General features: G+C 62.3%; 11 protein-coding genes. 2 read left to right on the forward strand and 9 right to left on the reverse strand.

The features are described from left to right. Positions 1–753 (reverse strand): DNA repair protein RecO, encoded by a 753-nt coding sequence (gene recO / locus V3C33_08755; protein XAS69320.1) that lies wholly within the window; start codon positions 751–753, stop codon positions 1–3. Between the two features lie 84 nt (positions 754–837). Continuing rightward, positions 838–2,577, reverse strand: coding sequence for a 2-isopropylmalate synthase (gene leuA / locus V3C33_08760; GenBank protein XAS69321.1), 1,740 nt, complete (start codon positions 2,575–2,577; stop codon positions 838–840). Between the two features lie 255 nt (positions 2,578–2,832). On the opposite strand from leuA, the gene V3C33_08765 reads away from it, so the two are divergent. Further along, the gene (locus tag V3C33_08765) at positions 2,833–4,785 is read left to right on the forward strand and encodes a M13-type metalloendopeptidase (GenBank protein ID XAS69322.1); all 1,953 of its coding nucleotides are present in this window, start codon (positions 2,833–2,835) and stop codon (positions 4,783–4,785) included. Positions 4,786–4,886: 101 nt separating this feature from the next. Here V3C33_08765 and V3C33_08770 read toward each other — a convergent pair whose 3' ends face one another. From V3C33_08770 to V3C33_08790, 5 genes are all read right to left on the reverse strand, one after another. Then, complete coding sequence (locus tag V3C33_08770) at positions 4,887–6,476, reverse strand: LCP family protein (GenBank protein XAS69323.1); 1,590 nt, start codon at positions 6,474–6,476, stop codon at positions 4,887–4,889. A gap of 102 nt (positions 6,477–6,578) precedes the next feature. Continuing rightward, a complete protein-coding gene (era, locus tag V3C33_08775; protein XAS69324.1) occupies positions 6,579–7,538 on the reverse strand; it encodes a GTPase Era in 960 nt (319 codons plus the stop codon). After that, entirely contained in the window at positions 7,522–8,853 is a 1,332-nt protein-coding gene (locus tag V3C33_08780; protein ID XAS69325.1) for a hemolysin family protein, read from the reverse strand. Before V3C33_08780 ends, era begins: the two co-directional genes overlap by 17 nt. Then, positions 8,850–9,323, reverse strand: a complete 474-nt coding sequence (gene ybeY / locus V3C33_08785; GenBank protein XAS69326.1) for an rRNA maturation RNase YbeY — start codon at positions 9,321–9,323, stop codon at positions 8,850–8,852. The genes V3C33_08780 and ybeY overlap by 4 nt, the downstream gene beginning before the upstream one ends. Continuing rightward, complete coding sequence (locus V3C33_08790; protein XAS69327.1) at positions 9,320–10,408, reverse strand: PhoH family protein; 1,089 nt, start codon at positions 10,406–10,408, stop codon at positions 9,320–9,322. Before V3C33_08790 ends, ybeY begins: the two co-directional genes overlap by 4 nt. Positions 10,409–10,868: 460 nt before the next feature. Between V3C33_08790 and V3C33_08795 the strand changes: the two genes are divergently transcribed. After that, complete coding sequence (locus tag V3C33_08795; protein XAS69697.1) at positions 10,869–11,738, forward strand: GerMN domain-containing protein; 870 nt, start codon at positions 10,869–10,871, stop codon at positions 11,736–11,738. A gap of 17 nt (positions 11,739–11,755) precedes the next feature. Here V3C33_08795 and V3C33_08800 read toward each other — a convergent pair whose 3' ends face one another. Then, the gene (locus V3C33_08800) at positions 11,756–12,523 is read right to left on the reverse strand and encodes a 16S rRNA (uracil(1498)-N(3))-methyltransferase (GenBank protein ID XAS69328.1); all 768 of its coding nucleotides are present in this window, start codon (positions 12,521–12,523) and stop codon (positions 11,756–11,758) included. A 2-nt stretch (positions 12,524–12,525) separates the two neighbouring features. Then, on the reverse strand, positions 12,526–13,650 hold the full coding sequence (dnaJ, locus tag V3C33_08805; GenBank protein ID XAS69329.1) for a molecular chaperone DnaJ: 1,125 nt from the start codon (positions 13,648–13,650) through the stop codon (positions 12,526–12,528). Positions 13,651–13,682: the final 32 nt, after the last annotated feature.

Below are 13,682 nucleotides of genomic sequence, written 5' to 3' on the forward strand. Positions count from 1 at the left end.
TCAGGTACGCTCCACATGTTTGAGTGATTTCAGGACACGTTCAAGGTGCCATTGCAGGTAGACGGCCACCAGACCGGCGGCTTCCCTCCGGTGGACGGTAAGCGAGGAATCCGCCGTCTTCCAGTCCCCGGTCAGCAGCGCCCCAAGCAGCAGCACCGTTTCAGCCGCAGGAGCGGGCGAACCCGGTGGACGGCAGTCTCCGCAGACCATGCCGCCCAGCGGCGCCGAGAAAGCATTGTGTGGCCCGGCTGCACCGCACCTGGCGCAGTCCGTGAAGCTCGGTGCCCAGCCGCCGGTGGACAGCGCTCGGAGAAGATATGAATCGAGAATCAGCCCGGGGGCGTGATCGCCGCGGCTTAACGCTGCAAGAGCCCCCACCAGGAGGTTGTACTGGGCGGTGCCGGCCTCGCCGTCTACATCCGTGAGCTTTTCGGCGGTCTCCGTCATGGCTGCGGCCACCGTATACCGGCCATAGTCGGCGGCAATGTTGCCGCCATAGGCCCCCTTGGCCACGGCCTGGGTAACGATGTCCAGGGTCCGGCCCGAGATCAGCTGCAGATCCGCAACCATAAAGGGCTCCAGCCGGGCGCCGAAGCGGCTACTGGTGCGGCGGACACCCTTCGCAACAGCCCTGACCTGGCCATGATGCTTGGTCAGCAAAGTAATGATGCGGTCGGCCTCGCCCAGCTTGTGCGTACGCAGCACCACGGCATCATCCCGGTAAGCGCGCATTGCAAATGATTGTTGAACCACGGTTAATCTTCGCACTGTCTTTCGGAAAAGAGGTCTTTGACGGAAACCGCGCCGCCGGATTCCGGCGGCGCAGTTTCCAGAACCTCAGGCCTTTGCGTCCCTGATGGCACGGTTCACGGCGGAGATGACTGCCTTCAGCGAGGACATGCTGGTGTTCGAATCGATACCGATGCCCCAGAGCACCCGCTCGCCCACGGCGCATTCAACATACGCGGCGGCACGGGCGTTGCCGCCCTCGGACAGGGCATGCTCGCTGTAGTCCAGAACCCGGACGTCGACGCCGTCCTGGCCCAGGATGCTCAGCAGTGCAGCGATGGGGCCGTTGCCGGAGCCAGTGCGGCGCACCTGGACTCCATCCACCTTCAGCGTGGCATGCAAGGTCATGGCGCCGGCTTCGTCGGTCTCGGTGTTGACCGATCCCAGAGCGTACCGGCCCCACTGGCCGTCAGACTGCCCTGACGGCAGGTATTCGTCCTGGAAGAGCTGCCAGAGCTGTGCGCCGCTGACTTCGCCGCCAACGGAGTCCGTGCGCTTCTGAATCGCGCCGGAGAATTCAATCTGCGCACGCCGGGGCAGATCGAGGCTGTGCTCGTTCTTGAGCAGGTAGGCCACACCGCCCTTGCCGGACTGCGAGTTGACCCTTATGACTGCCTCGTAGCTGCGGCCGAGATCCTTCGGATCCACCGGCAGGTACGGGACTTGCCACGTGACATCTCCGACGTCCTTGCCGGCCGCTGCGGCGTCCCGTTCCAGCGCTTCGAACCCCTTCTTGATGGCGTCCTGGTGGGAGCCGGAGAATGCGGTGAAGACCAGGTCGCCGCCGTACGGTGAACGCTCGGCCACCGGCAGCTGGTTGCAATACTCGACAGTGCGCCGGACATCATCAATGTCGGAGAAATCGATCATGGGGTCGATGCCCTGCACAAACAAGTTGAGGCCGAGGGTCACAAGATCCACGTTGCCGGTGCGCTCACCGTTGCCGAAGAGGCAGCCCTCAATCCGGTCGGCGCCTGCCAGATAGCCGAGTTCAGCCGCGGCCACGCCCGTGCCGCGGTCGTTGTGCGGGTGCAGCGAAAGAATGATGCCCTCACGCGGGTGGAGATTGCGGCTCATCCATTCGATGGAGTCGGCGTAAACGTTCGGCGTTGCCATTTCAACTGTCGCAGGCAGGTTGATGATGACCTGGCTGTCCTCGGATGCCTCAAAAATATCGGCGACGGCGTTGCAGACCCGGAGGGCATACGCCAGTTCGGTGCCGGTGAAGGATTCAGGTGAGTATTCGTAGGTGATGTGCGTTTCAGCCAGAGTTTCCTCGTACTTCTTGCACAGCCGTGCGCCCTGCAGCGCAATGTCCAGGATTCCGTCTTCGTCCTGATTGAACACCACGCGGCGCTGAAGCACGGAGGTGGAGTTGTAGAGGTGGACGATTGCCTGCCTGGCCCCGACGAGGGATTGATATGTCCGCTCGATCAGGTGTTCGCGGGCCTGTGTCAGCACCTGGATGGTGACGTCATCCGGAATGTGGTTTCCCTCAATCAGCTGCCGGACAAAGTCGAAGTCGGTCTGGGACGCTGAGGGAAAACCGACCTCGATTTCCTTGTAGCCCATCCGGACCAGCAGATCGAACATTTTCATCTTGCGGGCCGGGCTCATGGGATCAATCAGTGCCTGATTGCCATCCCGCAGGTCCACGGCACACCAGCGCGGGGCTTTGGTGATGAGTTTGTCCGGCCAGGTGCGGTCAGGCAGCTCAACGGTGATCTGGTCCTGGAACGGCTGGTAGCGGTGGACCGGCATTCCTGAGGGCTTCTGTGCGTTTCGCATTACAATCGGGGCCTTTTCTTTGGTTCTTATCTGAAAGGGTGGCCGGGCAACACAAACTCCGCAGCGAGGGTGGGCCTTGCGCTAGATCGCGTCTGAGGCCTCGCCGCGGCAGCTAAGAAGAAGCAGTTCTGCGCGCACCATTTCACAGTAACACGGGTGCGTAAGATGAAGGAGCAACACCTACAGCAACGTCCACCATACAGACGCCGCACCGGTGCCAGCGCCGGCAGCAGCCCGTTATACCAAGGAGCCTCTGTGCCTAACTCGGGGATCGCCCTGTCCAATATCGACCGCAGCGTCAGGCCCCAGGATGACCTGTACCAGCACATTAACGGGGCATGGCTGAAGTCCACTGAGATCCCGGACGACCGCCCGCTGGAAGGCACCTTTACGGCCCTTCGCGACGGCGCCGAGCTGGCCGTCAGGGCCATCATTGAGGAAGCTGCGGGCAAAGGCGCTGAAGCCAGCGGCATGGAACGCAAAGTCGGGGACCTCTACAACAGCTTCATGGATGACGCGGCCGTCGAAGCAAAGGGAATGGAGCCGATCCGGGAACGGCTGGCTGACGTTTTCGCAGTAACTTCGGTGACGGAACTGATGGCGCTGGCGGGGCGCCTCTTCCGCGCGGATGTGTCCGGACTCTTCTCCATCTACCCGGCACCGGATGCAGGCAATCCGGACCGGATCCTGCTGTATACCGGCCAGGGCGGACTCGGGCTGCCGGACGAGTCCTATTACCGCGAAGAGAAGTTCGTACCGATGGTCGGCGCGTACCGTGATCATGTGCGCACCATGTTCGCCCTGGCAGGAGTGCCGGATGCGGAGGGAGCCGCCGCCCGCGTAGTGGATCTTGAGACTGCCTTGGCCTCCCATCATTGGGACAACGTGACGCTGCGCGATCCACAGAAGACTTACAACCTCAAGGCCGCTGACGAGGCCGGTGAGCTGTTCCCCCTGTTGGGCACTTGGTTCGAAGCAGCCGGCATTGAGCCGGAAAAGCGGCAGGAAATAGTTGTCAGCACTCCGGACTTTTTCGCCGGCGCGGCCGCATTGCTGGAATCGGAAGCTCTGTCCGTCTGGCGGGAATGGCTGGCACTGCGCGTCATCGGCTCCGCTGCCCCCTATCTGTCGTCGGTGTTCGTGGACGCCAATTTTGCCTTCTACGGCACGATCCTCAGCGGTACTCCCCGGAACAAGGACCGCTGGAAGCGCGGTGTGGGCGTCGTCGAAGCAGCGCTCGGTGAAGCGGTAGGGCAGATCTACGTTTCACGGCACTTCCCCGAGACGCACAAAGCGCGGATGCAGACCCTCGTTTCCAATCTGACCAAGGCTTACCGGCAAAGCATCACGGGGCTGGAATGGATGGGCGAGGACACCAAGGCAGAGGCTCTGCGCAAGCTCGGCGCGTTCCGGGCAAAAATCGGCTACCCCGACGAATGGATTGACTACTCAGCCGTGGAGATCGATGCCGCCGATCTGCTGGGAAATGTTGAGCGGGCCCATAATGCCGACGTCGACCGCCACCTTGACGAGGTCGGCAAACCTGTTGACGTGAACAAATGGCTTATGACCCCGCAGACGGTGAACGCGTATTACCATCCGATGCTCAACGAGATTGTTTTTCCCGCGGCCATCCTCCAACCACCGTTCTTCACGGCTGATGCCGATGACGCCGTGAACTACGGCGGAATCGGAGCTGTAATCGGCCACGAAATAGGCCATGGCTTCGACGACCAGGGCTCCCAGTTCGACGGCCGCGGTGCACTGCGCAACTGGTGGACCGAAGATGACCGGAAGGCGTTCGAGGCGCTGACGGCAAAACTCGTAGCCCAGTACGACGCCCTCTCCCCGTATGCGGCTCCAGGGCACACTGTGAACGGAAAGCTGACGCTGGGCGAAAACATCGGCGATCTGGGCGGGCTGACCATTGCGTACAAGGCCTACCTCATCAGCCTGGACGGCAACGAGCCGGAGGAGCTGGACGGGCTGACGGGCCAGCAGCGTTTCTTCGCATCGTGGGCCGCGGGCTGGCGTCAGGTGATCCGCAGCGAAGAAGCGATCCGGCGCCTGGCAACCGACCCCCACTCCCCCAATGAGTTCCGGACAAACGCCATCGCGAAAAACCTCGATCCGTTCCACGAGGCATTCGGTGTCACTGAGCAGGACGGAATGTGGATGCCCCGGGAGGAACGCGTCAGCATCTGGTGACTCACCGGGGATTCTGCAGACCCCGGGGATACAGCAGGCGGGTCCGGCCATTGCTGGCCGGACCCGCGTGTTTTTTGACGGCGGGGTGGAGGGCGACCGGTTTACTTCTGGACTATCAGCTCCGGGTTTGCCTGCTGACATACAGTGTCGCCGGCAGTTTGGTTCACAATGTCCTTCGGAAGCGCCACGGCACCGTACTTGGCGCCGGTGGTGAAATCCGAGCCCAGATAGACCTGGACTCCCGCAACCGCAGTGGCCGGCGCCACCTGGGTGGCCGGGATTCCCAGAAGCGCAGCCACGTCCGCGGCCACATCAGCGAATTCACCGCCATAAAAAACCATTGATTGCGCCACGGGCTCGGCGACCAGCTGCGTGGTCTGAGTGAAGCGCCCGGCGATAAGAACCTGCGCGATTTCCTGGGTGCGGGCCGGTACACCGCTGCCGTTGGCCACTGCAACCGGCTGGAGGGACTTGTCATAAGGGGCTGTGGTGGGTGCCGGCGCCGTAGTTGTTGTCGGGCGGGGTGCCGGCGACGCCGAGGCGCCGGCGGATGGCGAGGCACTGGGCTTCGCGTTCGGATCCGTGAGGTCAACATCCTTTCGCAGTGCCGCGAAGAGCTGGGACACCGCCGGTTCGCTTACTTCCAGGCGGTTGGGGTCGCTGACGGCCGGCGCGGTGGGAACGGCGACAAAGGCAACCTTCCCGACGTCGATGCTCTTGAGCCGGTTGCCGATGGTCAACAGGGCCGGAACCGAGCCGAGTCCATCGTCCACCGTGAGGTTCTGCGTCACAACGTCAGCTATCCGCAGCATTTTCCCGGGATCTGTCAACGTGCCCTCGTCCTTGATTTTCCGGGTGAGGGACGACAGGAAACCCTGCTGGGCCTTGATCCGGCCAAGGTCTCCTCCATCGGCAAAGGCGTGGCGGGTCCGGAGGAACGCCAGAGCCTGCTCGCCCTGGACCGAGGACGTCCCCTTGGGAAGGCGGAGCCTGGAATCCGGATCGTAAACGGCGTCGCTGATGCAGACTTCCACGCCGCCCACCGTGTTGGAGAGCTCCTTGACGGCAGTGAAATCCGCCATCATGAAGTGGTCGATTTCCAGCCCGGTGAGTTGGTTGACGGTGTCCACGGCACAGCCGATGCCAGCCTGCGCCATGGCCTCATTGATCATGACCCCGCTGCGGGCGGCGAAAACTTTCTTCGTCTTCGGGTCGGTACATTCAGGGATGTCCACCAGCAGGTCCCGCGGGAAGCTGATCACGCTGACGCGCTTGTTGTCAGCGGAAATGTCCATCAGCATCATCACATCCGACTGCCCGTAGCCGGTGGAGTCCTCCGCACTGCCGTACTCGGAATTCTTGCCGTCGCGGGTATCCGAACCGAGAATCAGGATCTGCATCCTGTCCCTGGAATCGTCAACCGGATTCTCGGTCTTACCGCTGCCGGCGCCGAGAGGGGCCTTCGAGATGTTCATCTGCAGCCGGATGAACCAATATCCCGCGAACGCCAGCCCTGCGACGAGAAGGACTGACGCAACCGCGGTTGTCACCTTGAGCCAGCCGGGCATGCGGCGCGCCGAGCCCAGATGGCGGGCTCCGAGGATAGCAGCGTCCTCCGTGTGCCTGGCAGCCGATTCCGGGATGGCTGAAGTATCAGCTCCGTGCTCGCGGTTCTCGCGGCGTCGCACCACTGGGTGTACCTTCCTCTAAAAACTGGATCCGGCCCATTTTAGTGGGCAAGTCTGGGAAAACGCCCGAAGGGCAGGCCGGAGCCTTGCGTGTACACGAGCCTCCTAGAATCCGAGCTTAACGAGCTGCTTGGGATCGCGTTGCCAGTCCTTGGCCACCTTGACATGCAGGTCCAGATATACCCGGGTACCAAGCAGCGCTTCAATGCCCTTGCGCGCAGTGGTGCCCACTTCACGTAGCCGGGCCCCTCCCTTGCCGATGATGATTGCCTTCTGCGACGACCGTTCGACGTACAGATTCACACGGACGTCGAGGAACGGGCTGTCCTCGGGCCGTCCTTCCCTGGGCACGATCTCGTCGACCACAACAGCCAGGGAATGGGGAAGCTCGTCCCGGACGCCTTCGAGGGCTGCCTCGCGGATGAGCTCCGCCACCATCACAGCTTCGGGTTCGTCCGTCAGTTCACCATCAGGATAGAGCGGCGGCGACGGCGGCATGTGACTGATCAGGACGTCCGCTACTGTCCCCACCTGGAAGCCGTCCGTGGCGGACACGGGGACAATATCCTTCCATCCGTCTTCGCCCAGGACAGTGCGCCCCAGAGCGGCAACAGCCAGAAGCTGTTCGGTCAGGGCCTGGCGGTCCACCAGATCAGTCTTGGTCACAATTGCGATGATGGGCTTGTTGCCCACCGCGGCAAGCTGGGCGGCGATGTATTTGTCGCCGGGGCCGATCTTCTCGTTTGCGGGAAGGCAGAAGCCGATCGCGTCAACCTCGGACAACGTGCCCGCCACGAGGTCATTGAGCCGCCTGCCCAGCAGCGTGCGCGGCCTGTGGAGCCCCGGTGTATCCACCAGAATGAGCTGGGCATCCTCGCGGTGCACTATTCCCCTGATGGTGTGCCTCGTGGTCTGCGGCTTGGCTGAGGTGATGGCCACCTTCTTGCCAACCAGAGCGTTGGTCAGTGTCGATTTCCCGGCATTAGGCCGGCCTACAAGGACCGAAAACCCGGCGTGGAACCCCCCAAAGTCCTCGCCGCCGTCGGCTTTATTCTTCTTGCTCACGTGGAACTCCCTGTTGCGTTGGTTCGGCCTCGTCGATATGGTCTACAAGGTCAGTTTCTTCCTTTGGTGCAGCTGCCGCAATGATGTGGCTGACGCGGTTTCGGCGACCTTCGAGGCGCTCGGCCCGCAAGGAGACCCCGTCCACCTCGACGGTGCTGCCCACAATTGGCACACGGCCGAGTGCTTTCGCCAGCAGCCCGCCCACCGTGTCCACTTCGTCGTCGTCGAGTTCGATGTCAAACAGCTCGCCGAGATCGTCAATACTCATTCGGGCGCTGACGCGGTACCTACCGTCACCGAGCTCGACAGCCTCAGCACTTTCGGTGTCGTATTCGTCCACGATCTCGCCGACGATCTCCTCGATGAGATCCTCCAGCGTGACCAGACCGGCCGTGCCTCCATACTCATCTATAACAATGGCAACATGGGTGGATTCCTTCTGAAGCTCGCGAAGGAGATCGCTGACAGGCTTGGACTCGGGAACGTACCGGACTTCCCTCGCCAGGGCGTCAACCACAGGAGCCACCTCATCGGGGCCCAGCCTGTGCAGAGTCGCGGCCACATCCTTGAGGTAAACGATGCCCAGAATCTGGTCCGTGTTGTCTCCGATGACGGGAATCCGTGAGTATCCGGACCGGAGGAAGAGTGACATTGCCCGCCTCAAACTGGACCCGGCGTCAATGCTCAGGATGTCTGTCCGGGGCACCATGACAGCACGGACCAGCGTGTCACCGAAGTCGAACACGGACTGGATCATCTCCGCCTCGTTGTCCTCGATCATGTCCGATTCCGTGGCCCTGTCCACGAGTTCGCGGAACTCCTCTTCACTGAAAAAAGCTTCATCACCGCCGGGTGCACCCGGGGCGGCAGCGCTCCCCAGTGCGACCAGCCATCCCGGAATGGGGCCAAGGCTCCAGGCAAGCGAACGGATCAGGGGGGCGGTGAACCTGACCACCGCTGCGGAGTGCAGCCGGCCAAGTTGCCGGGGCGAAACGCCCACGATCACAAACCCTAGAATGGCCATGATGCCGGTCGCTGCGAGCCCGGCCAGCCACACATTGTCCAGAAGGCTGTGAAGTAGTACGGCGACAGCGACAGCGGAGGCCATTTCGAACCAGATCCGCCAGAACCGCAAGGCGCGGATGTGCGCCACCGGTTGTGCCAGGATGCGCTCGAGGGCGTTTCCGCGGCTCTTCAGGAGAGCCTCTTCGGCGTCGTGCCGGGGAAGGAAATTGAACGCTGCCTCGGCGGCCGTCAGCAGCGCCGCGAAACTGAGGAATGCCAGCGCCATGCAGACAAGGATCAGTGACGTCACTGCGTCGTCTCGGACGGCGCTTCTTTGCCGGTGAAGCCGGACAACAGTTCGCGTTGGAGACCGAACATTTCGGCCTTCTCTTCCGGCTCAGCATGGTCATAGCCGAGCAGGTGCAGTATTCCGTGGGTGGTCAGGAGGAGCATTTCATCCTGTGTGGAGTGCCCGGCATTCCGCGCCTGGACTTCCGCGACCTGCGGGCAGACAGCAATGTCACCGAGCATGCCCTGAGGAGTCGGCTTGTCCGGTGTGCCGGGCGTGAGCTCGTCCATCGGCACGGAAAGCACATCTGTTGAACCAGGCTCGTCCATCAGTTCCATGTGCAGCTTCTCCATGGCCGGCTCGTCCACCAGCAGGATGGACAACTCAGCCTGAGGATGAATATAGAGCTGCTCCAGGATGAACCGGGACAGCGCCACCAGCTGGGCCTCATCGACCTGGATTCCGGACTCGTTGTTCACTTCGATGCTCATGCGCGCTCCCCCCGCTTCTCCCGGGCGACGGAATGCTGCATCCGGTTTCTCTGCGCGTCATCCCAGACGCTGTAGGCCCTGACGATATCGCCGACGAGCTTGTGGCGGACCACGTCGGCCGCGTCCAGCACGGAAAAATTGACGTCGTCGATTCCTTGCAGGATTTCCTCCACAATGCGCAGCCCGGACCTGGTGCCAAAGGGCAGATCCACCTGCGTGACGTCTCCGGTGACCACCATCTTTGATCCGAAGCCAAGCCGGGTCAGGAACATCTTCATCTGTGCGGGCGTGGTGTTCTGCGCTTCGTCAAGGATGATGAAGGCGTCGTTGAGGGTCCGGCCCCTCATGTAGGCCAGAGGTGCCACCTCGATGGTCCCCGCCGCCATAAGCCTCGGGATGGATTCGGGATCCATCATGTCGTGCAGGGCATCGTAAAGTGGGCGAAGGTAGGGGTCGATCTTGTCGCTCAGGGTGCCTGGCAGAAACCCCAGCCGCTCCCCCGCTTCAACGGCAGGACGGGTCAGGATGATACGGCTGACTTCCTTCTGCTGCAGGGCCTGGACTGCCTTGGCCATTGCCAGATATGTCTTCCCGGTACCCGCCGGGCCGATCCCGAAGATCACCGTGTTGGAGTCAATGGCGTCAACATAGTTCTTTTGGTTCAGCGTTTTGGGACGGATGGTCTTTCCACGGCTGGACAGAATATCGTGCGTCAGCACGTCCACCGGATTCTGAAGGGACTGGCTCCGAAGAAGGGCAGCCAGCTGCTGCAATACTGCCGGATTGATGACAGTGCCGCGTGCAACCAGGCCGCGCACCTCCTGGAGCAGGCGCATGATGCGCGGGACGTCAGCGGCCGGGCCGCTGATGGTGAGCTCATTGCCTCGGACATGGAAACTCACAGCGGGGAACTGCTCTTCAATAAAGCGCAGCGCTTCGTCATGACTGCCGAGGGACTGGACCATCTGATCAGAGTTGTCGAATATAACCACCTCCGTCCGGACGCCCGAGAGAGTATGTGGAAATTCGCCGGAGGTGCGTTCTCCGGTGTTCAACCGGCGCTTCCCGTTTGCTGATTCAGTCATGGTGATGGCCCGCGGGCCTCTGGTCCCCTCCAGTTCGGAATATGAATCTGTGGCTGATCCGATGCGGCCGGGGTTGCTTTCGCCGTTCACCGGTACTCATCAGAGTCCTACCATCTTACGCCAGCACGTCAGCTGGAATGCCTCGGGATTGATGACGGACAGGCCACGGTTCCGTGGCGTGTTCCCGTCATTAGGTATCAACTTTGTATCGGCCTCGTATCTTTCCCGTTGCAGTTCGCCAACCGGCCGGAAATCCGCCACTGCGGTCTTCCGTCATGTGTAATGCTGGAAAAGCGGGTGGCCCAGGAACCCGTGCAAAGCCGCCGTCACGGTCAGGCGCACAACATTGCGACACCACACCGAAGGGACCGAGCACATTCGAGAGCCAGGAATTTCACGACCGTTGGCAGGCAGGCGGATCCGTTCCGCTGTGCTGCTGGGGTTGCTTCCTGCTGCCCTGATGCTCTCCGGGTGCATTGCCACCCCTGAACCTGACACATCAACGGCAACCAGCCCGTCCCAGGCCGCTGCCCCGGCCTCACCCGGGGTTTCCACCACCAGTGCGCCGCTGGAAACCACGCAGTCCACCAACAAGGCGCCCGTGTACTGGATCGGCCGCAGCAACAACAATGCATTTCTGTACCGGGAATTCCGCGATGTTCCAGATCAGGAGAACCCCATCACGCGAGCCCTTCGTGCGATGATGTCGGACAAGCCGCTCGATCCGGATTTCTTTACACCGTGGCAGAACCCCAAGACGCTCGCCACATCAATTTCCGGCAAGAACGTCATCACTGTTGACGTCTCTGCTGACGCTTTCAACAGCAACCTCGACGCCGATACGGCCGAGCGCGCCATCCAGCAGCTGGTTTATACAGCCACTGCCGCAGGCGCGAGCTCAGGACTTATTGACACCGGCCAGCAGATCCAGGTGGTGGTTCTGGTTGACGGGCACACCGACTACCTCGCCTTTGGCCACGTCAAACTGGGCGCACCGACCTCACGCAGTGTGGGACTGGTGGCGCCCGTGTGGATCATCGATCCGCAGGAAGGCGTGGAAGTGCCCGACGGCAGCGTCAAGATCACGGGCCGAAGCACAGTGCCGGGCGGCAAGCTTCGCTGGAAGATCCTGCGGGCGCAGGACAACGGGGACAAGGATTCCTACCTCAGCGGCGAAACTACGGCCGCACCGGAGCCGGGACAGTCGGGAGTGTTTACGCTGGCCCTGAATCTGGGGGCAGGCAACTACGAACTGCGGGTATCACAGGTGGATCCCGCTCAGAGCGAGCAGGAACTGAACGTTGACACGCGGGGCTTTTCAATACGCTAGCGGCTACCAGCGGCAGGCTACCAGCGACCCAAGACGTCGTTTGCCAGGACAAGCGCAGCCGGACCCGCAGTGGATGAACGAAGAACGTGATGTCCAAGCAGCGCCGTTACGGCACCTGCGCTGCACAGTCCGGTGACTTCGCCAGGGCTGATGCCACCTTCAGGACCTACTATCAGCAGGATCTCGCACGGGCCCTCGCCTTGGACCGGAATCGCCCATGCCTCCAGTACCTGCCGGAGCGGCCTGACCGCGTCCTCGTGAAGAATGACCGCAAGATCAGCCGCTGCCGCTGCCGCGGTTAGCCCATGGGTGTCGATTGCGGCCCTCACCTCGGGGATCCATGAGCGCCTCGCCTGCTTGGCGGCCGCGGTCACCACGGACGTCCATTTTGCATGCGCCTTGGCGGCACGTTCCCCCTTCCACCGGACAATCGAACGCTCCGATTGCCAGGGGATAACGGCGTCTATTCCAAGCTCAGTCGCCATCTCGGCGGCCAGCTCGGCACGGTCGCCCTTGGCAAGGGCCTGCACCAAAACGAGGCGGACTTCCGGCTGCTCCTCGACGTCCAGTGTGCAACAGTCCACTGTCAGCTCGGCGGGGCTTGCGGCCGAGACCGTTCCGGTGAGGCGTTTCCCTGCACCATCCGCGATATCCACAGCCTCACCCGTTGCCAGACGTTTGACTGTGACTGCGTGGCGGGCTTCCGCTCCCCGGAGAACAAACTGCCCGCCGGGAACAACGTGGTCCAGGGTCCCTGCAGGAGTAAAAAAGACCGGGTTGCTCACTGCTACAGGTTACCGAGTCTGTCCCGCAGCTTGGAAAAGACACCGCCGCTTGCCGCGAGTTTTCCTTCAGTGAACTGTTCGTCGCGGAGTTTTGCCAGCTGCCGGAGAAGGTCCTCCTGCGCGGGGTCAAGCTTCGCGGGTGTCTCCACCTGAAGATGCACCTTGAGGTCACCGCGACCGTAGCCGCGCAGGTGAGTCACGCCCAGACCGCGGACGGTGATGATTTCGCCTGACTGGGTCCCTGCTCTGACATCGATCTCCTGCTGGCCGTCGAAGGTGTCAAGGCTCAGCTCGGTGCCGAGGGCCGCAGCGGTCATGGGGATGTTGAGCGTGGCATGGAGGTCGTCGCCGTCCCGGACGTAGGTGGCATCATTGTTGACCCGGAGCTCCACATAGAGATCCCCGGCGGGGCCGCCTGCCGGACCGGCTTCGCCCTGGCCGGACAACTGGATGCGGGTACCCGTGGCAACGCCGGCAGGGACCTTGATGGTCAGTGAACGGCGGCTGCGGATCCGGCCCTGGCCGTTGCATTCGTTACACGGATCCTTGATCACAGTTCCAAAGCCTTCACACGAACCGCACGGGGCGGCCGTCATGACCTGGCCGAGGATGGAGCGCACTGCCCGCTGGACCTGGCCGCTGCCGCCGCAGATGTCGCAGCGCTCCGGGTGGCTTCCTTCCCGACAGCACGAACCCCCGCAGATGGGGCACGTGACAGCGGTGTCCACCTCAATTTTCCGGTTGACGCCGAAAACGGCGTCGCGCAGCTCGATCCGAACGCTGATGAGGGCGTCCTGTCCGCGCCGGACGCGCGAGGCGGGTCCGGAGGAACCGCCTGCGCCGAAGAAGGTGTCAAAAATGTCCTGGAAGGCAAATCCCTGGCCGGCGTAGCCGCCCCCGGACCCGTTGTCCGTGCCGTTTTCATTACCGGTGGTGTCATACACCCGGCGCTTCTGCGGGTCGGAGAGCACTTCGTAGGCATGTGTGACTGCCTTGAAGCGGTCAGAGGCATCCTCACCCGGGTTGACATCCGGGTGCAGGGTGCGGGCCAGCTTGCGGTAGGCCTTCTTGATCTCTTCTCCGGTGGCTTCCGGTGAGACTCCAAGAACGTCGTAGTGGCTGCTCAAAGTTCGTATCTCTTCCTGGTTGTACTGCTTGT

Source organism: Micrococcaceae bacterium Sec5.7, assembly GCA_039636785.1.
GTDB lineage: Bacteria > Actinomycetota > Actinomycetes > Actinomycetales > Micrococcaceae > Arthrobacter.